Consider the following 21,095-nt stretch of genomic DNA (forward strand, 5'->3'; position numbering starts at 1 on the left):
GAACAAGATCAGGCGCTTGGCACGACCCCCGGTGTTACGGGATGGCGGCCCGATGCCGCCCGCCGCGCGAGCACGCGCGGTGCGCTTTCCTCAAGGCCGAGCGCCAGCACCCCGGCCGCCAGGCACAGCACGAGCATCAGCCACACCGGCGCAGCCAGGCCATAGGCATCGGCCAGGAAGCCGGCCAGAAACGGGCTGAGCACCCCGCCCAGCACTTCACCGATACCCATGACCACGCCGGTCAGCGTTGCGGTCAGCCGTGGGTCGACGCTTTCAGCCGGGATCGTGGCCATGAACATCGGGAACAGGCCGTTGAGCGCCCAGCCAAAGAAGAAGATGGCGCCCAGCAGCCAGGCCGAGCCGCCATAGTAGATGGCGCCCAGCGGCAGGATCGCACCCAGGAACGAAAAGGCGATCATCACCGGGCGGCGGCCAATGGCATCGGACAGCGCCGGCACGGCAAAGCTGCCGATCCCCGCCGAAATGCCCAGCGTGGCCATGAGCCAGCCCATCGTGCCCGCATCGAACCCGCGCCCCTTGGTGATAAACAGCGGCATGAACGCCCAGCACACCACCAGATAGGACACCAGCAGGATCGCGATCAACGCACACAGCACCACGTTGCGGTGGGCAAACGCGGCGCGTAGCGTCACGCGCGGCGCATCGTCATGATGCTCAACCGCAGGAGGTTCACGCAGGGTGAACCAGATCAGCGCCGCAGTAATCACGCCTGGCGCCGCCGCCAGATAGAACCCCTCACGCCATCCATAGGCGACCGCCAGTGGCACCAGCAGGATCGGCGCGAGCCCCGAGCCGAGCAGATTGGAGCCCAGGTTCTGAGCCACGCCCATCGCCATGCCCCGCCGTTCCGGCGATACCTCGCCCACGATCATGGCATGGCTGACGGGCATGACCCCGCCTTCGGCCGCGCCCATCAGCAGGCGGGCGCCAAGCAGCATGAGGAACGATGTGGCAAAGCCCGACACTACCGAGCACAGGCAAAACGCCAAGGTGGCGACCACCACCACGGCCTTTTGCGCGCCGAGCCGATCCGAAACGCGCCCCACGACAAAGCCCGACAAGGCCCAGGTCAGCGAGAGGGCCGAGGAAAACAGCCCAACCTGCGTGTTCGACAGGCCCAGATCGGGCTGCACGAACGGCATGAGAAAGTTGAGCGCGTTGCGATCAAAGAACAGGATGCCGAAATTGAGGCTGAGCAGACCAGTCACCCAGACCTGATAGCCGCTGCTGGCGCGCGCCGGCGCGTGGGCCCGCCCGCTCACAGGAACGGCCTTACCGGATCGCTGCCGTCCCACCCGCGCGATGCCTGCCACATCGCGGTGAAATGGCGGTCCATGTCGGGCGTGGCGGGGATCAGTTCGACAAAGCCCGGCGCGCCATCATGCCCCCCTTCGAGATAGGCGACAGCGCCCCCCGTGGGCACCGGCGCGCGAAAGGCCATGGTATAGCCGCGTTGCAGGTAGCCGGGCAGCGCCGCATCGACATCGCGGCAGGCAATGCCAACGTGGTGGAAGCCATGGCCGCGCGCCTCGATCGTTTCGCGATAGACCGATGGGTTATCATCGAGCGGCTGGATCAATTCGATCTGCATGTGCCCGGCAAAACCCATGGCGATCGCCACGTCGGCAGTGGACGGCGTGCCGCGATAGACCTGCCCCTCGGTCAGGAAATGGGGTAGCAGGAAAAATGGCCCTGCCCCGCAATCGCGGATGAAGTGGTCGATCGCGGCGTTGATATCGCGCACCACGAACGCAGTCTGGCAAATTCCGCCGATCGGCTGGCCATAGCCGAGCGTGGCGGCCGGTGTGACGGCAGACGTAAGCTGGTCCAACGGCGTGTCCTTTCCCCTTGCGCACGCGCCCACCGCCGGAAACCCGGCGTCGCACCATGCGCGCATCCTCTTCCCTTGGCGCGCCGGCCGCTATCGGGCCGCGTCACGCCTGCTCTGGCCCAGGGCCGGCGATCACACCGTGATCACGACCTTGCCAAACAACCCTGCCGATGCCTGATACTCCCAGGCCTCGCGCGCCTGCTCCATGGCAAAGCGGCGATCGATCACCGGCTTGATGCTGTGGGCATCGATGAACTGGTGCAGCCGGCGCGCCATGCCGGCCGAGCCGACGAAGATGCCGCGCAGGCTGGCGCCCTTGATCATCAGCCCATGCGGGCTGGTATCGCCACTGCGGGTCAAGACGCCGATCAGCGCGATCTCACCAGCAAAGCCGACCGCCTGGATGCTTTGCGCCAGGGTGCCGGCACCGCCGACTTCGACGACATGGTCCACCCCGCCGCCGGCAAGCTCTGCCGCGCGCACGCCCCAATCGGGCGTGGTGCGGTAATTGATCGTTTCGTGCACGCCCATGGCACGCACCCGCTCCAGCTTTTCATCGGATGATGACGTGGCGATCACCCGCGCCCCGGCCGCCAGCGCGATCTGCGCGGCGAGCAGCGAAACCCCGCCGGTGCCCAGCACCAGCACCGAACGCCCCGGCCCGACCGGCCTTGGCCCTTCCATCAAGGCATGCCAGGCCGTGACCCCGGCGCAGGGTAGACAGGCCGCTTCCTCGAACGACAGGCTGGCGGCGATGGGCACCACGCCGTGGGCGGGCAGCACCACCACATCCTGCAGCATGCCGGTGGCGGGCGGCGCGCCGAGCGCAGGACCGGAACCGGGATTGGGCGGTCCGTCGTCCCAGTTCTGGAAGAACAAGCCGGCGACACGGTCACACACGGCCAGGCCAGTCACCCCTTCCCCCACCGCCACGATCTCTCCCGCGCCGTCAGACAGCGGCACGGTGTCACGATCGACTGCGCCGCCGAAATAGTGGCCCAGCGGGATCAACTGATCGCGATAGTTGAGCGAGCAGGCCCGCACGCGTACCGCCACTTCGCCAGGGCCAGGCTGCGGCTCCGGCACGTTGACCAGCGCCATGTCGTCAACCGATTGCGCGCCCTTGCGGATAAGCCATTGCCGCATATAGCCGTCCATCTCCCCCATGGCATATGGTCTGCTTCTTACGCCTTGTTGCCAATCATGGCACAGGCGACGGGCAAATTAATCAGCTAGACTAACTATTTTCACCAGGTGAAACGCTTTTTGCGGTCCCTGCGGCAAACTGGGCCATGATCGCGCCGCTTGGCGCTCGCCCTTCTGCCGCCAAGGCCGCGCGTTCGATCGCCATGGCGATTTCGCGTGCCGTGTGCTTGAGCGCACCCAGATGGCGCAGCATGACCGCATCATCGGTGCCGCGCTTGGCCGGCCAGGTGATGTTGATCGAGGCTACCGGCGCACCATCCAGCAGGATCGGCACGGCCATCGATCGGCGCCCGTCGCGTAGCACCAATTGCCTCGACCGATCCGGCCATGGGTGCAGCGGCTCGCGCGCGGCATACCCTCGCACCCGTGTCTCCGCGAGGATCGCGCGCAGATCGGCCTCGCTCCCCTCCTGCGGGTTGCGCGGGCGCAGGCGGGTGATGATCGCCTCGCGCTCTTCCTCGCGGCAGGCGGCGAGATAGGCCCGCCCGGTGGCGGTGTGGATATAGGAAAGCTTGACGCCAACCGGGCCGAGCGTGGCCGAATCGAGTCGGAACAGCGGGCTGTTGGTTTCCACGATCTCCATGTGATCGAGGCGCGGCATGGCGAGCACCGATGGCCACGAGACGCGCGTCGACAGTGCCTTGAGCCAGGGCGAGGCCACCTCGGCGACATGCTCCAGCGTCAGCGCCTGCGAACGCGCCCGGGCATCGACGTGGGGCAGATAGGCGCCATCGGCAAGCCGCTGCCATATCAGCCCTTTCTGGCCCAGCGTCTGCAGCATGCGCAGCAACGTCGCCTTGGGCAGGCCCAGCGCCACGTGCATTTCATGCAGGCTGGCCGCGCGGCGGGCCTGCACCTGCAGCAAGACATCCAGGCCACGCTCCAACGCGCGGACGGTCTTCACCTTCCGATCCTGCATCCTGTCTCCCGACCGCTGCTGCGGCTCGTTATGGTTTCATCTTGTGAAACGGAAGAATGGCGCAGCCGGTGGCAAAGTCAAATCCATTGGCGCAACATCAAGGCCGAGGGAGAGAACCGACCATGACCCAGAGCCAAGGCGCCACAGCGCCCAGCGTGCTGCTTGTCATTACGCAGGATACCAAGGAGGAAGAGGCCCGCTTCACCCGTGCCGCGCTGGAAGCGGCAGGCGTACGCGTGGTGCACCTCGATCCCAGCGTCCGGCGCACCCTGGGCGGCGCGGAAATTGCGCCGGAAGACGTCGCCGCCGCAGCCGGCATGACCATTGCCGAGGTGCGCGCCCTGGGCCACGAAGGCAAATGCCAGGCGGCCATGATCAAGGGCGCGATCGCCGCCGCCCACGCCTGGGATGCGCGCGAGCCGATTTCCGGCATCCTTGCCATCGGCGGGTCGATGGGTTCGGCCCTGGCCGGCGCGCTGATGCAGACGTTTCCCTATGGCCTGCCCAAGCTGATCGTCTCGACCATGGCCTCGGGTTTCACCAAGCCCTACATGGGCATCAAGGACATCGCGATGATGAACGCGGTGACCGATATCTCTGGCCTCAACACCATCAGCCGCGATGTCTTTGGCAACGCCGCGCGCGCCGTTGCCGGCATGGCGCGCGGCTATGACCGCAACGCCCCGGCCGAAAAGCCGCTGGTGCTGATCACCACGCTGGGCACGACCGAAGCGTCTGTGCGGCGCATCCGCGAGGCGCTGGAGCGCGATGGCTGCGAGGTCATGGTGTTCCATTCCTCTGGCGCGGGCGGGCCGACGCTGGATGGCCTGGCCCAGGCCAAGGACGTGGCCCTGGTGCTCGACCTGTCACAGACCGAAATCCTCGATCACCTGATGGGGGGATTGGCCGACAGCGGCCCGGACCGCGGCAAGGCGGCCCTGGCGCGCGGCATTCCCACGATCCTGGCGCCCGGCAATGCCGATTTCATCATTGCCGGACAGATCGACGCAGCACGCGCGCAGTTTCCCGGCCGGCGCTATCACGAACACAATCCGCAGTTGACCGCCGTACGCACGACGATCGAGGACCTGCACAAGCTGGCCGATCACCTGGCCGCCAATGTACGCGATGCGCAGGGGCCGGTCCACGTGATCACGCCGCTGCACGGCTTTTCCAACCATGACAGCCCCGCCGGCCACATCATGGACCGATCGGTGCCCGGCCCCTTTGCGCAATACCTGCGCGAGGTGATGCCGCCGCATGTGCCCGTCACCGCCGTGGACGCGCATTTCAACGACGAAGCCTTTTCCGATGCCGTGATCGCCACGGCGCGGGCGCTGCTGGCCGATGCGCCGGCGTGCGTGGCCTGATCCGTCCAAAGGGACCAAGATGACACCAGACCTGCCATTGACCGCCGAGGATGTGGCCGAGATTGCCAAGATCCTGGCGCATTCGGGCTATCGCGAGCTTGACCTTTCCACCCGCCGCTTTCGCCTGCGCGTGTCACGCGGGGCAGACCAGGACAGCGGCGGCGATGGCGGCCTGACCCAGGAATGGCAATGGGCGGGCGATGGATCGGCAGATGCCGGCCCGGCCAGCGCCGAGGCAGCCGGTGAAGCGGCGGCCGATCCCGACGTGATCGCCAGCCCGCTGCCCGGCACGTTCTATCATGCGCCACAGCCCGGCGCGCCGCCATTCGTGGCCGTGGGAGACGCCATTACCGCCGATACCGTGGTGGGTATCGTCGAAACCATGAAGCTGATGAACCCGGTCCATGCCGGGCGCGCGGGAACCGTTGCGGCCGTGCTGGCCGCCAATGGCGCACTCGTGGCCAAGGGCACCCCGCTCGTGCGCCTAACCTGAAAGCATCCGTCATGACGATCAAACGCCTGTTCATCGCCAATCGCGGCGAGATCGCCTTGCGCGTGCTGCGCACGGCCCATGCCATGGGAATTGCGACCGTGCTTGGTGTCTCGGAAGCAGACCGCACCTCTCTACCGGCGCGCCTGGCTGGTACCATCGCCGTGCTGGGCCCCGGCCCTTCGCCGCAAAGTTATCTGGCGATCGACCGGGTGGTGGCAGCGGCAGTGGAGCATGGCTGCGACGCGGTGCACCCTGGCTATGGCTTCCTCTCTGAAAACGCGGCGTTTGCCCGCGCGGTGGCCGAGGCCGGGATGATCTTGGTCGGCCCGGCCGTGCAGACGCTGGAAGGCATGGGCGACAAGCTGGCTGCGCGCGCACTCGCGCTGGCAGCCGGCCTGCCCGTGCTGCCCGGCGGTCCGGCGGAGACTGCGCAAGACGTGGCCGCCCGCGCCCAGGAAACGGGCTATCCCTTGCTCCTCAAGGCCGTGGCCGGCGGCGGCGGCAAGGGCATGCGCCGGGTGGACCGCTCCGAAGACCTCGATGCCGCGCTGGCCATGGCGCGGGCCGAGGCGCAGGCATCGTTTGGCAACCCGGCGGTCTATGTCGAACGGTTCGTGGCGCGCGGACGCCATGTCGAGGTGCAGATCCTGGGCGATGGCACGCATGCCATTCACCTGGGCACCCGCGACTGTTCGATCCAGCGTCGCTTCCAGAAACTGGTGGAGGAAGCCCCTGCCCCGGCCATGCCCGCAGCCGCCCGCGCCGCCATTGAGGATGCGGCCGTGCGCCTGGCCCGTCACATCGCCTATCGCGGCGCGGGCACGGCCGAATTCCTGGTCGATGCCGACGATTTCTCGTTCTACTTCCTGGAGCTGAATGCCCGTATCCAGGTGGAGCATCCGGTAACCGAGGCGATCACCGGCGTCGATCTGGTGGAACAGCAGTTGCTGGTGGCGATGGGCCATCCTCTGCGGCTGACCCAGGCCATGGTGCGGCCCCATGGCCACGCGATCGAGGTGCGCGTCAATGCCGAAGATCCCGACGCCGATTTCCGCCCGGCGCCCGGCGTCGTGGCGCGCGCGGCCTGGCCAGCCGGGCCGGGCATCCGGGTGGACAGCCACATCGCCAACGGTGGCGAGGTTCCACCATTCTACGATTCGCTGCTGGGCAAGCTGATCGTTCATGGTCCCACGCGCGAACAGGCCGTGGCGCGCATGGCGGCAGCCCTGCAGCACCTGCGCATCGACGGGCTGCCGACCACGGCGCCGCTTCATCGCCGCATCCTGGCCGATCCGCGCTTTGTCGCCGGCGGGGTGGACACCGGCTTTCTTGCCGGCCTCAATCTTGCAGGATCCAATCCATGACCGCGATCCGCCTTGTCGATGTGACCATGCGCGACGGCAACCAAAGCCTGTGGGGCGCCACCGGCCTGCATACCGCGCACATGCTCCAGGCCGCGTCGCTTACGCAGGCCTGTGGCTTTGCCGCGGTGGATTTCACCTCATCGAGCCACATGGCGGTGGCTGTCCGCTATTTCCGCAACAATCCTTGGGAACGGCTGCGGCGCATGGCCGCCGCCATGCCGACCACGCCGTTGCAGTTCATCACCACGGGCCTGCGTTTCATCGCCTGGCAGCAGGCCGATCCCGATTTCATGGCGGTGGTCTATCGCACGCTGCAGGCCAATGGCGTGGGCCGCTTCGTGCTGCTCGATCCGATGCATGAAGTGCCCGCCGTGATCGAGGCGGCGCGGCTGGTGAAGCAGGAAGGCGGGGCGCAGGTCATGGCCGCGCTAACCTTCACGCTGTCTTCGATCCATACCGACGCGTTCTACGCCGATTTCGCCCGCGCCCTGGCGCAGTGCCCCGATATCGACCTGTTCTATATCAAGGACCCGGGCGGGCTGTTGTCAGTGGACCGGGTGCGCACGCTGGTGCCGGCGGTCAAGGCTGTGATCGGCGCCAAGCCGCTGGAAATCCATGCCCATACCACGATCGGCCAGGGCATGGTTTCCAGCCTGGAGGCAGCGCGCCTGGGCATCAGCGCCGTGCATGTGGGCGTGGGCCCGGGTGGCGATGGCTCATCGCTGCCCGAGGCGAACCGCATGCTCGCCAACCTTGAGGATGCCGGCCACAGCGTGGAGATCGACCGGGACGCGCTCACGCGCCTGACTCGCTATTGGCAGCGCGTGGCTCTGGCCGAAGGGCTGCCGCCGGGCGCGCCGCAGAATTTCGATGCCAGTTTCCTGCGCCACCAGATCGCCGGCGGGGTAATGACGACCACGGCGCGGCAACTGGCCGAACTGGGCCTGGCCGACCGGATGGAGGCCGTGATTGCCGAAACCGGGCAAGTGCGCGCCGAACTGGGCTATCCGATCATGGTCACGCCGTTTCCGCAGATGGTCATGAACCAGGCGCTGTTCAATGTGATCGGCAGCCATCGCTATGCCCAGGTTTCAGACCAGGTGATCCGCTATTGCCTGGGCAAGTTCGGCAAGCCTACCTCGCCCATCGATCCGGCGGTGCTGGCCACGATCATGGACCGGCCACGTGCGCGCGAACTGGAGCGGGAGCCGGCGTTTCCCACGCTGGCTGATCTGCGCCGCCAGTTCGGCCAGGGCCTACCCGATGAGGAATTCCTGCTGCGCGCGGTCATGCCCGCCGATCAGGTCGATGCCATGCTGGCCGCCGGCCCCTCGCGCGCCACCTACACGCCCGAGGCCGCGCCGCTGCTCAGCCTGCTGCGGCAATTGGCGGCCAAGCCCGACGCACGCAACCTGGTGGTCGAACGCCCCGGCTTTCGCCTCGCCCTTCATGCCGGAGCCAGCCTGTGACCGTCCTTTCCCCCGATCACGCGGCGCGTCTGCGCGATGCCGCCGGCTTCATCTTCGACATGGACGGCACGATTGCCCTGGGCGACGCCAAGAGCGGCGGGCACAAGGCCCTGCCCCATGCCGTGGCCCTGCTGGAGCGACTGCGCCAGCGCGGCACGCCCTATGTGATCTTCACCAATGGCACGGCGAAGGCGCCGGCCGACTATGCCGCATCGCTGCGCAATGCAGGATTTCCGGTAGACGATGCGCAGATGCTCACGCCATCGGCATCGGCCGCTGCTTGGTTTGCCGCGCAGGGGCTGCGGCGGGTGCGCGTGCTGGGCAATGCCGGCTGCGCCGCGCCGTTGCGGGCGATCGGGCTTGACGTGATCGATCCTTCGGAACCGGCGGACCGCGTTGATGCGGTCTATACCGGATGGTTCCGCGAGTTCGATTTTGCCGCGCTCGAGGCCGGCTGCGATTCGCTGTGGCACGGGGCGCGGCTGTTTACCGCCAGCAACGTGCCATTCTTTGCCACCGCCACTGGCCGCGCGATTGGATCGAGCTTTGCCATCAATGCGATGCTCACGGCCATGACCGGCAAGCGGGCGCGCATCCTGGGCAAGCCATCGCGCGTGGCCTTTGACGTGGCCCGCCAGATCATGGGCCTGCCACGCAGCGCCGCGGGGGCGATGGTGGTGGTGGGCGATGATCCCGCCCTCGAAATGCGCATGGCCAACGGCGCTGGCGCCATGGCCGTGGGCCTAACCACCGGCCTGATGAAATCGGCCAGCGACCTGCCGCAGCGCGATCGGCCTGGCGTTCTGCTCGATGGGCTGGAGCCGGTGTTACACGCGCTGGCCTGATCACTTGCAGGCGCAGGACGCCTTCTTGGTTTTCTGCTTGGTGGTGACGAATTCGGCACGGGTCAACGCGCCATCGCCGTTAGCATCGGCGCTCTTGAACTTGTTCTCGGTGCTCACCGCCCATTCGTCAAAGCTGAGCAGGTTGTTGCCGTCGACATCGAGCTTGCGGAAATCCTTGGCCCGTGGGGCCAGCAGTTCGTTGCGGGTGATGCGGCCATCGCGGTCCTTGTCGAACCGGTCGAAGCGGCGCTGCTCGCGGCTCGCCTCGCTGGCATGCGGCAGGGCTGGTCCCTGCAATCCGTCGCCATCGGCGGTGGGCAGGGTATCGTCCTCGCTCGCCTCGGCTGACGGTGCGCTGCTGGGGACGGCGGCAAGCGCGGGGTTTTTCTGCACGGCAGCGTGGCCTTGCCACCAGAAAACGCCCGCCGCCACCAACATCAGCGCGCCCAAAGCACCCACCAACGTCCTGTTCATAGCCCCCCCCCCGGTTTACGCAATTTTACGGTCCCGGGCGGACGTTCACAGGGGAAAGCAATACCGATTTGGCAGGATCAGCGGCCGATCAGACCAAGCCTCAGCGCCGCAAGGAAACGCAGCGCCGGACTGCCGCCCTCGCCGCGCAGGGCCATGCCCCGTAGCAGCGCCAGTGGCCGCATCGCGCGGGGCAGCGGCGCCGTTCCGCGCGTGGATAGCGCCAGGCCGCGCCATTGGCGGGCGGCCAGTTCCACCGGCGCCAAATCGACAATGTCAGACAGACCGGCGAGCGCCAGCATCACGCCCACGCGGGCCTCATCAAGCGCGGCAGGGCCTTCCTCGCCCACGTGCAGCGCCTCATAGCCATCGACCAGCGCCGAAAGCGCGGCGCGTGCCGGGTTCCAGGGGGAAAGCATGGCCAGCAGGGGTTCACCCTTGGGCCAGCGGGCGGCATCCTCGCCCAGGCGATCACGCCACCATGCCAGCCGCAGCTGGATCATGATGGCGTCGCGCCCATCCCGCGCGGCATCGGCCAGGCGCTGTTCGAGCGCGAAATAGCCGATCCACAGCGGGCGTGTGGCTGCCGGAGCATAGCTTGCCGCAAGCCGTTCAAGCGGCGGCAAGCCATCGATCAGATCCTGCATTGCCGGATTATGCACTGCGAGATCCTGCGCCCCGGTCAGCCACCACCGCTTACCGGTAGCAGACCTTCTTGACCGCAGCCACGATCTTGCCAGCGTCGATCAACGCGGCCTTTTCGAGGTTGGCGGCATAAGGCAGCGGCACGTCTTCGTCGCACACGCGCAGGACCGGGGCATCGAGGTGATCGAAGCCTTCTTCCATGGCGATGGCGATGATTTCCGACGCGATCGAGCAGACCGGGAAGCCTTCTTCGGCAACGACCATGCGGTTGGTCTTGGCGAGGCTGGCCAGCACGGTTTCCTTGTCGAGCGGACGCAGCGTGCGCAGGTCGATCACTTCGGCATCGATGCCTTGCTCGGCCAGCTGCTGCGCAGCCTCGAGGGCAAAGCCCACGCCGATCGAGTACGAGACGATCGTCACGTCCTTGCCTTCGCGCACCACGCGGGCCTTGCCGATCGGCAGCACGAAATCGTCAAGCTGCGGCACATCGAACGTGCGGCCATAGACGAGTTCGTTTTCCAGGAACACCACCGGATCCTGGCTGCGGATCGCGGCCTTGAGCAGGCCCTTGGCATCGGCCGCGTCATAAGGCGCGATCACCACCAGGCCGGGCACGGCAGCGTACCACGGGCCGTAGTTCTGGCTGTGCTGCGCGCCGACGCGCGCGGCGGCGCCGTTGGGACCACGGAACACGATCGGACAGCGCATCTGGCCACCGGACATGTAGTTGGTCTTGGCCGCCGAGTTGATGATGTGGTCGATCGCCTGCATGGCGAAGTTGAACGTCATGAACTCGATCACGGGCTTGAGACCACCCATGGCGGCGCCCGCACCAATGCCGGCAAAGCCATATTCGGTGATCGGGGTATCGATCACGCGCTTGTCGCCAAACTCTTCGAGCAGGCCCTGGGTCACCTTGTAGGCGCCCTGGTATTCGGCCACTTCCTCACCCATCACGAAGACGGCGGAATCGGCGCGCATTTCCTCGGCCATGGCGTCGCGCAGGGCTTCGCGCACGGTGGTGGGAACCATCGTGGTGCCGGCCGGGATTTCCGGATCAGCCGCAGGCTTGGCATCATGCTTCGGCGCGATCGCGGCGGCAGCCTGGGCCTTGGGATCGGCAGCGGGGGCCGGGGCCGCTTCGGCCGCCGGGGCGGGCGCGGCAGCGGGAGCCGCCGGCTCGTCCTCGCCCTGCAGCGTGGCGATCACGGTGCCGACCTTGACGCCTTCGGTGCCTTCGGAAACCAGCAGTTCGCCGATCGTGCCTTCGTCGATGGATTCGAATTCCATCGTCGCCTTGTCGGTTTCGATTTCGGCCAGGATGTCACCAGACTTGACCGTGTCGCCGGGCTTCACCAGCCATTTGGCCAGGGTGCCCTCTTCCATCGTGGGCGAGAGGGCGGGCATCTTGAGTTCAATTGCCATCTCAGTACTTCTCCACCAGCACGTCGGTATACAGCTCTGCCATGTCCGGCTCGGGCGAGCTTTCGGCAAAGTCGGCGGCCTGGGCCACCTGCTGGCGAATCTTCTTGTCGATGTCCTTGATCGCTTCTTCGGTCACGCCACGCTTGAGCAGTTCCTGCTTGGCGCCTTCGATCGGATCGTGCTTGTCGCGCATTTCCTGCACTTCTTCACGGCTGCGATACTTGGCCGGATCGGACATCGAGTGGCCGCGATAGCGATAGGTGTTGAGTTCCATCAGCACCGGGCCATTGCCGCCGCGCACATATTCCAGCGCCACTTCGGCAGCCTGGCGCACTTCGAGCACGTCCATGCCGTTGACCGGCATGCCGGGGATCCGGAACGCGGTGCCACGGCGATAGAAGTGGGTTTCGGCCGAACCGCGCTTGACCGCGGTGCCCATGGCATAGCCGTTGTTTTCCACCACGAACACGATCGGCAGCTTCCACAGCGCGGCCATGTTGAAGGTTTCGTAGACCTGGCCCTGGTTGGCCGCGCCATCGCCGAAATAGGCCATGCACACGCCGCCATCGTCGCGATACTTGTGGCCGAACGCCAGGCCTGCACCCAGCGAGACCTGCGCGCCGACGATGCCGTGGCCACCGAAGAACTTGTGCTCGGTCGAGAACATGTGCATCGACCCGCCCTTGCCGCGCGAGATGCCCGCGCCGCGACCGGTCAATTCGGCCATGATCACCTTGGGATCGATGCCATAGGCCAGCATGTGGCCATGGTCACGATAACCGGTGATCACGCTGTCGTGGCCCTCGTTGAGCGCCGACTGCAGACCGACCGCCACGGCTTCCTGGCCGATATAGAGGTGGCAGAAGCCGCCGATCAGGCCCAGGCCATAAAGCTGGCCCGCCTTTTCCTCGAAGCGGCGGATCAGCACCATCTGCTCATAGAACTTGAGCAGTTCGGCGTCCGACGCATCATAGCGCTTGTTGTTCGCGTGCGACTGCTGAAGGCTGCGCAGAGCGAAGGTGGCATCGTCCTCGACCGGGCTGCTCAGCGCGGCCGACACGTCGGGAACCGACGCGGCCACAGCAGCAGACTTGGGGGCGGAGGAGCGGGGATTGGCGGCACGCGGCCTGGCGGACTTGGCCAAGTCTCAATATCCTTATTCTGGCTGCCTCAAGGCTCTGCGTATTCGCAAAACCGGCTCTCCCATTGAACCATGATCGCGGCTTGCGCAACGGCCAACAGATGCCAAGATGACAAATGATACAGCGAAAATGCGGTTTTCCGGGATTTATACTAGTATAACGAAAAATCGCTGCAATGCGGCATTGCAATGCACCCTGAAACGACGCGGGAGCCGGACCATGCACGCTGCCCCTCCCGCGCGGAACAAGCCACGAAGCCAGCATGATTTGCCCGGTGCGTCAGAGCGGGGTTTGCGCAGTGACAGCCGAAGAGGATGGCGCCGCGCACAACCACAGGCCGGATCGTGGCGTTGCGGCCGCGGCTGCAAACACCAATGCGACCGGCCGCCCGAGACAGGCGCCGGCTTGGGCGGATCGTGCTGTAGCGCGATGATAAGCGAGTGGCGCACCCGGAACGATTCGAACGTCCGACCCTCAGATTCGTAGTCTGATGCTCTATCCAGCTGAGCTACGGGTGCCTGCCAATGTCGTGCCTGCCGGGATACCCATGCAGGCGCCTTTCCAATGGAAAGGTATGGCGCACCCGGAACGATTCGAACGTCCGACCCTCAGATTCGTAGTCTGATGCTCTATCCAGCTGAGCTACGGGTGCCTGCCATGTATGGCCACTGAAGGCCTTCCCCTGCCCCACGCCCCTGAAAGGAGAATGGCGCACCCGGAACGATTCGAACGTCCGACCCTCAGATTCGTAGTCTGATGCTCTATCCAGCTGAGCTACGGGTGCCGGGGAGCCGCGCCTCTATGTCACACAGCGCAGGTTGGCAAGCGCCTTGTTCAGGCACCGAGCAAATTTTGTGCAGTTATACACAGTGCAATGTCGAGCGGCGGCATGGTTTCGGGAATGGCCAAACTGCGCAGGGCTGCCCCATCTACCCATTGCAGCGCCGCCCCTTCTTCGGCGACGGGCGTACCGCGCCAGGCGTGGCAGCGATAGAGCAGCAGGACCAGATCACGCCCGCTGGCCGCTGCCTCGTGCACGGCAAAGGTCAACGGCGCCAGATCGGCAGGATCGACGGCAATTCCCAGCTCTTCCGCCAGTTCGCGCGCCAGGGCCGCTGCCGGCGTCTCACCTGGCTCCACCTTGCCGCCGGGAAACTCCCACAGCCCGCCGTGATGCTTGCCCAGCGGGCGCTGCTGCAACAACAGGCGGGCTTCGCCGCCCTCGCCCGCTACCAGCGCTGCAGCGACGACCAGCAACGGCGCGGATGCCTGGTGCGGCAGGGGCGAGGCAAGTGTAGATGACATTGGTTAATCCGATCCGGCAAAACATAAGGGCAAACCGCCAGTCATGCCGGCAACGGTTTCTTAGGCCATGTCCCGCTAAGCGGAAAGATGCACAGGTGGATGGGGCCAAGACATGAAGAACTTCTTGCGCAGGATCGCGCGCGAAAGCGAGGCGGTGACGCTGGTGGAATATGGCCTGCTGGTGGGGGCACTGGGCCTGTCGATCGTTTTCGGGCTCAACGCGTTTACCAATCAACTCTACCGTCTTTGGCACATTATCGACAATGCAGCGGTGGCTGCGGCCAATCGGCATTAAGCGCATTTTAGGTTTTACTGCCTAGAGACAGCATTGTCCGCAGCGTGACGCAAAACCGAGGCGGGCCGGGAAAAGAAGATCTCTTCAGGAGTAGAATTATGAAGCTCGTCCGCGACCTGTTCCGCAACGAAGAAGGCGCCACCGCCATTGAATACGGCCTGATCGCCGCTCTGATCGCCGTTGCTGCCATTACCGCCATGGGCGCGCTGGGCAACTCGCTCGGCAACACCTTCAACCTCGTGTCGAACGACATGAACAACGCTTCGGACGGCCACCTCTAAGAGGCGCCGTCGCCCGGCGAAACACGCCGGGTGAGCAACAGGAAGGGGCGGAAGAAGGCGGGGGCCTTTTTCCGCCCCTTTTCTGTCAGCAGCACCAGACGGCCGGCACGAAAAAGGCCGCCAGGCATCGTGCCGGCGGCCTTTTCATGTCTGGGTCGTGCGGATCAGGCGCCGATGCGCAGGAACCGTTCGGCGCGCAGGGCGCGCAGGGCATCGGCATTCTTGCCGGCCAGGTGATCGAGTTCCTCACCGATCGCGGCGGCGAGTGCGGTGCAGGTGGCGGCCGGATCGCGATGCGCGCCGCCCACCGGTTCGGGCACAATGCGATCAATCACGCCCAGCGAGAGCAGATCCTGCGCCGTCACTTTCATGGCCTCGGCCGCCTCGGGTGCCTTTTCAGCCGTGCGCCACAGGATCGAGGCGCAGCCTTCGGGCGAAATCACCGAATAGACCGCGTGTTCGAGCATCAGCACGCGCTCGGCACTGGCAAGTGCCACGGCCCCGCCCGAGCCGCCCTCGCCCACGATCGTGGCGACCATCGGCACGCCCAGCGCCAGGCAGGCTTCGGTGGAGCGGGCAATCGCCTCGGCCTGGCCGCGTTCCTCAGCCTCGACACCCGGAAACGCGCCCGAGGTATCGACCAGGGTGACCACCGGCAGGCCGAATCGGCTGGCCATTTCCATCAGGCGCACCGCCTTGCGATAGCCTTCGGGCTTGCCCATGCCGAAATTGTGGCGAATGCGGCTTTGCGTATCGTGGCCCTTTTCATGGCCGATCAGCATCACGCGGCGATTGCCCAAACGGGCAAAGCCGCCGACGATCGCCTGATCCTCGCCATAGAGGCGATCCCCACCCAGCGGCATGAACCCGGTGAACATCCGCTCGACATAGTCGCGGAAGTGCGGCCGCGCCGGATGGCGGGCCACCTGGGTCTTTTGCCAGGGCGAGAGCGCACGATAGGTGTTGGCCAGAAGCTCGGCCGACTTGGTCTCAAGACGACGGATCTCGGCGGCGATATCCAGCTCACCGCTGGCGGCAGCCGTATCGCGCAGTTCGGCGATGCGGGCTTCCAGGGCGGCGACGGGTTTTTCGAATTCGAGGTACGAAATCATGGCGCCTGCGCTAGGGACACGCGGCCGTTTGGTCAATGGTCGCGCATGGTCAAAGGTGCCTGAGCGGGTGCTTCTCGTTCACCAGCGCCACCAGGCGGGCCGAATCCACGTGGGTATAGATTTCGGTGGTGGCAATATCGGCGTGGCCCAACAGGGTCTGCAACACGCGCAGGTCTGCCCCGCCCTCCAGCAGATGGGTGGCAAAGGCATGGCGCAGCACGTGCGGGCTGACCTTTTCCGGATCGATTCCGGCGCGCAGCGCCAGATCGCGCACCAGTTGGAACAGCCGCACGCGCGTCAGGTGCCCGCCACGCGGCGAGGGAAAGAGATGACGCGAACCACCCGGCCGCACCGCCAACCAGCGCCGCAGGGCGGCCAGCGCCCGGGTGGACACGGGCACCAGGCGTTGTTGCCCACCCTTGCCGGTGATCGCCAGGAACGGCACATCGCGCGGCAGCGCGGCCAGCGGCAGCGAGACCAGCTCGGTGGCGCGCAGGCCCGAACCATAGAGCAGTTCGACCAGTGCCAGCAGCCGCACTCCCTCAGGCGTGCCGGCGGCCGCATCCGCTTCTGCCGTTTCCAGAAACCGGCCGATTTCCGCATGATCAAGCAGGCGCGGAAGCGGCCGGCGCGCGCGCGGCCGCACCAGCGCGGTGCTGGGATCATCGGCCCGCAGGCCCTCGTCCTGGGCAAAGGCCATGAACTGGCGCAGCGCCGAAATCTTGCGCGCCTGGCTGGCCGGGGCAAGTTCGGCCCAGGTTTGCGCCAGACCGGTCAGCGCCTCGACATCAGCAGTAACCAGATTGCCGACCACGCTTTCGGCGCCGGCAAGATCGCGCGCATAGGCGGCCAGGGTATTGGCCGCCGCGCCGCGTTCGGCCGCCATCATCGCCAGGAACGCCGCCACCGCCGGAGAGGCCGGGCCGGCGCCGCGCCTGTTCACAACCGCGCCTTCACACCCGCGCCACCGCTTCGGCGGCGATCATCCGCGCCTCGCCGTCCAGGCCCACACGGCGCAGCGCCGAAACGATGTGATAGAGGTGCACCGCCGTCATCTTGTCCCAGCTTTGCGCCTGCATGCCAAAGCCGGCGAGCAGCGCGACCAGCGCGGGATTGTCGGATTGGGCGGCATCATCGATGGCGCGCGTCCAGCGCGTTTGCCGGCCCATGTTGATCTTGAGCTTGCCGGCAAAGGCATTGGCCGTGGCATCGTCCACCCGGCCCAGGCCCATCAGCCCGGCCAGCAGGAACTGCGAACGCAGCGCGCCGCTGCTGTCATCGCCGCTCTGGAAGGATTCCAGCGCGGCGTTGCCGATCGCCGTGCTTTTGGCCGGGGCGGACAGGGCAATGAGGCCCCAGGGTTCACTGCCCACGGCGACGACACCGCTCCACCGCGCGGCATTGGCATCGAGGCCAGCGGTCAACATCGAGGCAATCAGGCCACCGGCATCGCCTGCCAGATCGGGGCTGGGCAGCATGCGCGCGGCGGCATAGGCCGTGAGCACCAGGCGCGAATAGGCCCGATCGGGGTTGTCGGCCGAACCCCACAGCGCCTTGATCGCGGCCAACCGGTCTGCGGCCTCAGGAGCGGTATAGGCGGTGCGCAGCTTGTCGGCCAGCGGGCCCCAGGTCTTGTCCTGGTCGGCCCCGTCCTGGGCGTTGATTTCGGCAAGCTGGCTGTAGAGGTCAACCATCGCCGCGCTCGACAGGATGCCCCGGCCCGCCGCCACATCGGCTGCGGCGCAGCGTGCCGGCAGCGGCAGCATGGGCGCACGCACGGCCAGCACCGCGTAATCGGCCCAGGCCTGCTCGCGCAGGTTCTGCGGCGGTTCGATGCCGACTGCAAAGGCCATGCCGGTGCGCCACGGGGTGAGTTGATCGACATCCTTCCATTCGATGTTGACCGCGCGGCGCGTGGCAGAGGTGGCGCCGGCCAGCTTCTGCGCCAGCAGGATATCGATCTTGTCGGCGCCGCCGCGGCGCATCAGGCGATCAAGCTGCGCCATCGCCGGCGGCCCATCGCCGGTAAAGCCAGAACAGATCGCGCGGGTCAGGTCCCACTGCATGCCCTGCCGCCCTGCGGCGGTAAGCGCAGTGATCGGGCACAGCCCGACCGGATCGGCCGTGGCCAGGAATGCCCCCATCGCGGCGTCTTCCAGGCCCGGCGTAAAAAAGCCGCTGTCGACCGACTGCACCATGGCGCGCGCGGGATCAGCCTCACCCATACGCAGCAGCAGCCCAGCGCGCAGGGCGGCCCAATCGGCGCCGTTCATGCCCACCGGGGTATCCATGCGGCTCATCAGCGCGCGGCGCACCAGGATATGCCCCCAGCGCGACACCATCGGCCCGCGCATGTGGTTGAGCAACTGCTCCACGAACGGGCCGTTGAGATAATGCGTGGACGTGGCCGGAAACCCGCCATCGACCTGGTCGATCACCCCGACCCGCGCCAGGCTGCGCTGGGTACTGGGCGGAATATCGTACTTGGGCTGGGCCTTGGCGATCAGCGCATCGAGCGTGCCGGGATCGATCGAATCGAGCGGATCGGCCGGGCCGCTACTGCCGGTCACATCGGCATTCTCATCCAGCGGAAGCGGCTGGATCACCGGTGACGCAACGGCCGCAGGCGCCGCCGGGGTCGCGGCCGGCTTGGCCGGCGCGGGAGCCGCCTTGGCGGCGGCAGGTGCTGCCGCGGGCTTGGCCTTGGCCGGCTGCGGGCGTGCGGGCTGCGCCGCCGGCTTGTCAAAACCGGGCGGCAGCAGCGATTCCTGCGCCAGCAGCGCGCCGGTCATCCCGGCAATGGCAACGCAGCCGAGCAGGGCATGGCGGAAAAGGCGCGGTTTCATGGCTTGCTTTCCGAATGGGCCGAGCTGGCATTACTGGGCACGGCAACGGGCTGTTCCACCCAAGCGGTCTGGCGTGGCCCGCCCAGCATCCAGGCCAGCATAACCAGGGCCACGATCACGGCCGCCACCAAGCCACCGCCGATCGCCAGCCAGGGCAGCCCCTGAAACGGCGCGAATCCACCAGCGGAAAGCGGCGGCCGATTTTCCGGCCCGCGCCCGTCACCCTTGCCACTTTGCATCGAACCCTGATTGTTCACGTTGCCTCGCTGCCACGGCGCTTGCGCTTGGCCCTAGCGCAAGTATAGGCGGCGCGGCAATGGACCACGAAAGCGCCCTCTTATCCATGGCGGAAATCGCCCGCATTGGCCGCCGGATCGATCGGCCGGTGGTGCTGGTGGGCATGATGGGCGTGGGCAAGACCACGGTGGGCCGCAAGCTGGCCAGTCTGCTCGACGTGCCGTTCGTTGATGCCGACGAAGAGATAGAGCGCGCGGCGCAGATGCCGATCCCCGAAATCTTTGCCACCTATGGCGAACCCTATTTCCGCAGCGGCGAGCGCCGGGTCATCGCACGCCTGCTCGACGGCGCCACGCCAACGCGGCGCAAGATCCTGGCCACCGGCGGCGGCGCCTTTGTCGATCCCGATACGCGGCGGCTGATTCTCGACAAGGCGGTATCGGTCTGGCTCGACAGCGATATCGACACGCTGGTGGAGCGCGTGGGCCGCAAGGACAATCGCCCGCTGCTGCGCGGCGGCAACCCGCGCGAGATCCTTTCCCGCCTGCGCGAGGACCGGCGCGCCGCCTATGAGCAGGCGGCAATCCATATCACCAGCGGCAACCTGCCCCACGGCGTGACGGCAAACCGCATCCTGAAAGCGATTGACGCATGGCTGTAATCCCCGTCGCCATTGCCGGCGCCCCCTATGACGTGGTGATCGAAGAAGGCGCCCTCGCCCGCGCTGGTAGGCTGTGCCGCCCGTTCGTGCGCAAGGACAGCGTCGCGGTGATCACCGACGAAAACGTCGCCGCCGCCTGGCGCGAGACGGTGACGGCCAGCTTTGCCGCGCAGGGCATCGCCAGCCAGTGGCTGGTGCTGCCGGCCGGAGAGGCGACCAAATCCTGGGACAGCCTGGTGCGCGTGGTCGATTGGCTGCTGGGCCTGGAGATCGAGCGCAAGGACAACGTGGTGGCGCTGGGCGGCGGCGTGATCGGCGATCTGACCGGCTTTGCCGCCTCGATGGTCAAGCGCGGCTGCGGCTTTATCCAGATGCCCACCACGCTGCTGGCGCAGGTCGATTCCAGCGTTGGTGGCAAGACCGCGATCAACACGGCCATGGGCAAGAACCTGGTGGGCGCGTTCCACCAGCCCAGCCTGGTGCTGGCCGATCCCCTCAGCCTCGATACCCTGCCCTTACGCGATGTGCGCGCCGGCTATGCCGAAGTGGTGAAATACGGACTGATCGACGATCTCGAATTCTTCTTCTGGTGCGAGGCCAACGCCGCCCGCCTGCTGGCCGGCGAGGCTGAGGCGCGCGAGCACGCCATCGCCCGCAGCGTGGCAGCCAAGGCGCGGATCGTGGCCGCCGACGAAAAGGAAACCACGGGCGTGCGCGCCTTGCTCAACCTGGGGCACACGTTTGGCCACGCGCTGGAGGCGCAGACCGGCTTTTCCGATCGGCTGCTGCACGGCGAAGGCGTGGCGCTGGGCATGATCCTGGCCGCGCGCTATTCGGCGCGCCTTGGCCTGATGAGCGGACAGGATGCCGAGCGCGTCGCCGCGCATATCGCTGCCGTGGGCCTGCCGGCTTCGCTCAAGGCACTCGACATGAATTGCGACGGGCAGACGCTCAAGAATCACATGCTCCACGACAAGAAGATGGACGCCGGCACCCTGCCCTTCCTGCTGATGCGTGGGCTAGGGCAGACGTTCCTAGCCAAGGACGTGGACCTGGCGGATGTGGCAGCGTTTCTGGATGCGGAACTGGCGCGCTAGGCGCCCCTCCACCGCCGCTACGCGGCGGTCCCCCTCCCCACAAGTGGGGAGGATCTACAG

The 21,095-nt window shown here is 66.7% G+C and carries 22 protein-coding genes and 3 tRNA genes; 9 read left to right on the forward strand and 16 right to left on the reverse strand.

Annotation, left to right across the window (positions count from 1 at the left end):
• Positions 1 to 8: 8 nt before the first annotated feature.
• The 4 genes from FHW97_RS07235 to FHW97_RS07250 all read right to left on the reverse strand — a co-directional run bounded on the left by FHW97_RS07235 (position 9) and on the right by FHW97_RS07250 (position 3,962).
• Positions 9 to 1,283: an MFS transporter gene (locus tag FHW97_RS07235; protein ID WP_171798490.1), complete on the reverse strand. Its 1,275-nt coding sequence runs from the start codon at positions 1,281 to 1,283 to the stop codon at positions 9 to 11.
• Positions 1,280 to 1,852, reverse strand: a complete 573-nt coding sequence (locus FHW97_RS07240; RefSeq protein ID WP_022678279.1) for a VOC family protein — start codon at positions 1,850 to 1,852, stop codon at positions 1,280 to 1,282. Before FHW97_RS07240 ends, FHW97_RS07235 begins: the two co-directional genes overlap by 4 nt.
• A 132-nt stretch (positions 1,853 to 1,984) precedes the next feature.
• Positions 1,985 to 3,019 (reverse strand): NAD(P)-dependent alcohol dehydrogenase, encoded by a 1,035-nt coding sequence (locus FHW97_RS07245; RefSeq protein ID WP_253941634.1) that lies wholly within the window; start codon positions 3,017 to 3,019, stop codon positions 1,985 to 1,987.
• 70 nt (positions 3,020 to 3,089) lie between these two features.
• The gene (locus FHW97_RS07250) at positions 3,090 to 3,962 is read right to left on the reverse strand and encodes a helix-turn-helix domain-containing protein (RefSeq protein WP_370525318.1); all 873 of its coding nucleotides are present in this window, start codon (positions 3,960 to 3,962) and stop codon (positions 3,090 to 3,092) included.
• 137 nt (positions 3,963 to 4,099) lie between these two features.
• Here FHW97_RS07250 and FHW97_RS07255 point away from each other — a divergent pair, with 137 nt between their 5' ends.
• Genes FHW97_RS07255 through FHW97_RS07275 form a run of 5 tightly spaced genes read left to right on the forward strand, consistent with a single transcriptional unit; the run spans position 4,100 to position 9,518 of the window.
• The gene (locus FHW97_RS07255; RefSeq protein ID WP_171798492.1) at positions 4,100 to 5,347 is read left to right on the forward strand and encodes a Tm-1-like ATP-binding domain-containing protein; all 1,248 of its coding nucleotides are present in this window, start codon (positions 4,100 to 4,102) and stop codon (positions 5,345 to 5,347) included.
• A gap of 19 nt (positions 5,348 to 5,366) precedes the next feature.
• Positions 5,367 to 5,840 carry an acetyl-CoA carboxylase biotin carboxyl carrier protein subunit gene (locus FHW97_RS07260; RefSeq protein WP_216647679.1) on the forward strand — a complete coding sequence of 158 codons (474 nt, stop codon included), beginning with the start codon at positions 5,367 to 5,369 and terminating at the stop codon, positions 5,838 to 5,840.
• Between the two features lie 11 nt (positions 5,841 to 5,851).
• Positions 5,852 to 7,204, forward strand: a complete 1,353-nt coding sequence (locus FHW97_RS07265; protein ID WP_171798494.1) for an acetyl/propionyl/methylcrotonyl-CoA carboxylase subunit alpha — start codon at positions 5,852 to 5,854, stop codon at positions 7,202 to 7,204.
• Entirely contained in the window at positions 7,201 to 8,673 is a 1,473-nt protein-coding gene (locus FHW97_RS07270) for a biotin carboxyl carrier protein (RefSeq protein WP_169047875.1), read from the forward strand. Before FHW97_RS07265 ends, FHW97_RS07270 begins: the two co-directional genes overlap by 4 nt.
• Entirely contained in the window at positions 8,670 to 9,518 is an 849-nt protein-coding gene (locus FHW97_RS07275; RefSeq protein WP_370525317.1) for an HAD-IIA family hydrolase, read from the forward strand. Before FHW97_RS07270 ends, FHW97_RS07275 begins: the two co-directional genes overlap by 4 nt.
• Here FHW97_RS07275 and FHW97_RS07280 read toward each other — a convergent pair whose 3' ends face one another.
• From FHW97_RS07280 to FHW97_RS07315, 8 genes are all read right to left on the reverse strand, one after another.
• A complete protein-coding gene (locus tag FHW97_RS07280) occupies positions 9,519 to 9,992 on the reverse strand; it encodes an EF-hand domain-containing protein (RefSeq protein WP_022678297.1) in 474 nt (157 codons plus the stop codon).
• A gap of 77 nt (positions 9,993 to 10,069) precedes the next feature.
• Positions 10,070 to 10,651 (reverse strand): hypothetical protein, encoded by a 582-nt coding sequence (locus FHW97_RS07285; protein ID WP_171792308.1) that lies wholly within the window; start codon positions 10,649 to 10,651, stop codon positions 10,070 to 10,072.
• A gap of 34 nt (positions 10,652 to 10,685) precedes the next feature.
• Positions 10,686 to 12,059 carry a pyruvate dehydrogenase complex E1 component subunit beta gene (locus FHW97_RS07290; protein WP_171798495.1) on the reverse strand — a complete coding sequence of 458 codons (1,374 nt, stop codon included), beginning with the start codon at positions 12,057 to 12,059 and terminating at the stop codon, positions 10,686 to 10,688.
• A gap of 1 nt (position 12,060) precedes the next feature.
• Positions 12,061 to 13,140 (reverse strand): pyruvate dehydrogenase (acetyl-transferring) E1 component subunit alpha, encoded by a 1,080-nt coding sequence (pdhA, locus tag FHW97_RS07295; protein ID WP_369974042.1) that lies wholly within the window; start codon positions 13,138 to 13,140, stop codon positions 12,061 to 12,063.
• 502 nt (positions 13,141 to 13,642) lie between these two features.
• A tRNA-Arg gene (locus tag FHW97_RS07300) sits at positions 13,643 to 13,719 on the reverse strand.
• Positions 13,720 to 13,776: 57 nt separating this feature from the next.
• A tRNA-Arg gene (locus FHW97_RS07305) sits at positions 13,777 to 13,853 on the reverse strand.
• Positions 13,854 to 13,908: 55 nt separating this feature from the next.
• Positions 13,909 to 13,985: transfer RNA gene (locus FHW97_RS07310), tRNA-Arg, on the reverse strand.
• A 50-nt stretch (positions 13,986 to 14,035) separates the two neighbouring features.
• Positions 14,036 to 14,506: an NUDIX domain-containing protein gene (locus FHW97_RS07315; RefSeq protein ID WP_171798497.1), complete on the reverse strand. Its 471-nt coding sequence runs from the start codon at positions 14,504 to 14,506 to the stop codon at positions 14,036 to 14,038.
• A 112-nt stretch (positions 14,507 to 14,618) separates the two neighbouring features.
• Here FHW97_RS07315 and FHW97_RS07320 point away from each other — a divergent pair, with 112 nt between their 5' ends.
• Positions 14,619 to 14,801: a Flp family type IVb pilin gene (locus tag FHW97_RS07320; RefSeq protein WP_062782854.1), complete on the forward strand. Its 183-nt coding sequence runs from the start codon at positions 14,619 to 14,621 to the stop codon at positions 14,799 to 14,801.
• A gap of 98 nt (positions 14,802 to 14,899) precedes the next feature.
• Positions 14,900 to 15,082, forward strand: a complete 183-nt coding sequence (locus tag FHW97_RS07325) for a Flp family type IVb pilin (protein WP_022678268.1) — start codon at positions 14,900 to 14,902, stop codon at positions 15,080 to 15,082.
• A gap of 164 nt (positions 15,083 to 15,246) precedes the next feature.
• On the opposite strand, the gene FHW97_RS07330 is transcribed toward FHW97_RS07325, so the two are convergent.
• From FHW97_RS07330 to FHW97_RS07345, 4 genes are read right to left on the reverse strand one after another with little or no spacing between them, the layout of a single operon-like run.
• Positions 15,247 to 16,194: an acetyl-CoA carboxylase carboxyltransferase subunit alpha gene (locus FHW97_RS07330; RefSeq protein WP_022678267.1), complete on the reverse strand. Its 948-nt coding sequence runs from the start codon at positions 16,192 to 16,194 to the stop codon at positions 15,247 to 15,249.
• Positions 16,195 to 16,243: 49 nt separating this feature from the next.
• Positions 16,244 to 17,137 carry a tyrosine recombinase gene (locus tag FHW97_RS07335; protein ID WP_370525316.1) on the reverse strand — a complete coding sequence of 298 codons (894 nt, stop codon included), beginning with the start codon at positions 17,135 to 17,137 and terminating at the stop codon, positions 16,244 to 16,246.
• A gap of 10 nt (positions 17,138 to 17,147) precedes the next feature.
• A complete protein-coding gene (locus tag FHW97_RS07340) occupies positions 17,148 to 19,040 on the reverse strand; it encodes a hypothetical protein (RefSeq protein WP_171798498.1) in 1,893 nt (630 codons plus the stop codon).
• Complete coding sequence (locus FHW97_RS07345) at positions 19,037 to 19,297, reverse strand: hypothetical protein (RefSeq protein WP_054131104.1); 261 nt, start codon at positions 19,295 to 19,297, stop codon at positions 19,037 to 19,039. Before FHW97_RS07345 ends, FHW97_RS07340 begins: the two co-directional genes overlap by 4 nt.
• 59 nt (positions 19,298 to 19,356) lie before the next feature.
• On the opposite strand from FHW97_RS07345, the gene FHW97_RS07350 reads away from it, so the two are divergent.
• Positions 19,357 to 19,938 carry a shikimate kinase gene (locus tag FHW97_RS07350; RefSeq protein WP_022676393.1) on the forward strand — a complete coding sequence of 194 codons (582 nt, stop codon included), beginning with the start codon at positions 19,357 to 19,359 and terminating at the stop codon, positions 19,936 to 19,938.
• On the forward strand, positions 19,929 to 21,035 hold the full coding sequence (aroB, locus tag FHW97_RS07355) for a 3-dehydroquinate synthase (RefSeq protein ID WP_171798499.1): 1,107 nt from the start codon (positions 19,929 to 19,931) through the stop codon (positions 21,033 to 21,035). The genes FHW97_RS07350 and aroB overlap by 10 nt, the downstream gene beginning before the upstream one ends.
• Positions 21,036 to 21,095 lie beyond the last annotated feature (60 nt).

It is taken from the genome of Novosphingobium sp. SG754 (assembly GCF_013149315.1).
Lineage (GTDB): Bacteria > Pseudomonadota > Alphaproteobacteria > Sphingomonadales > Sphingomonadaceae > Novosphingobium > Novosphingobium capsulatum.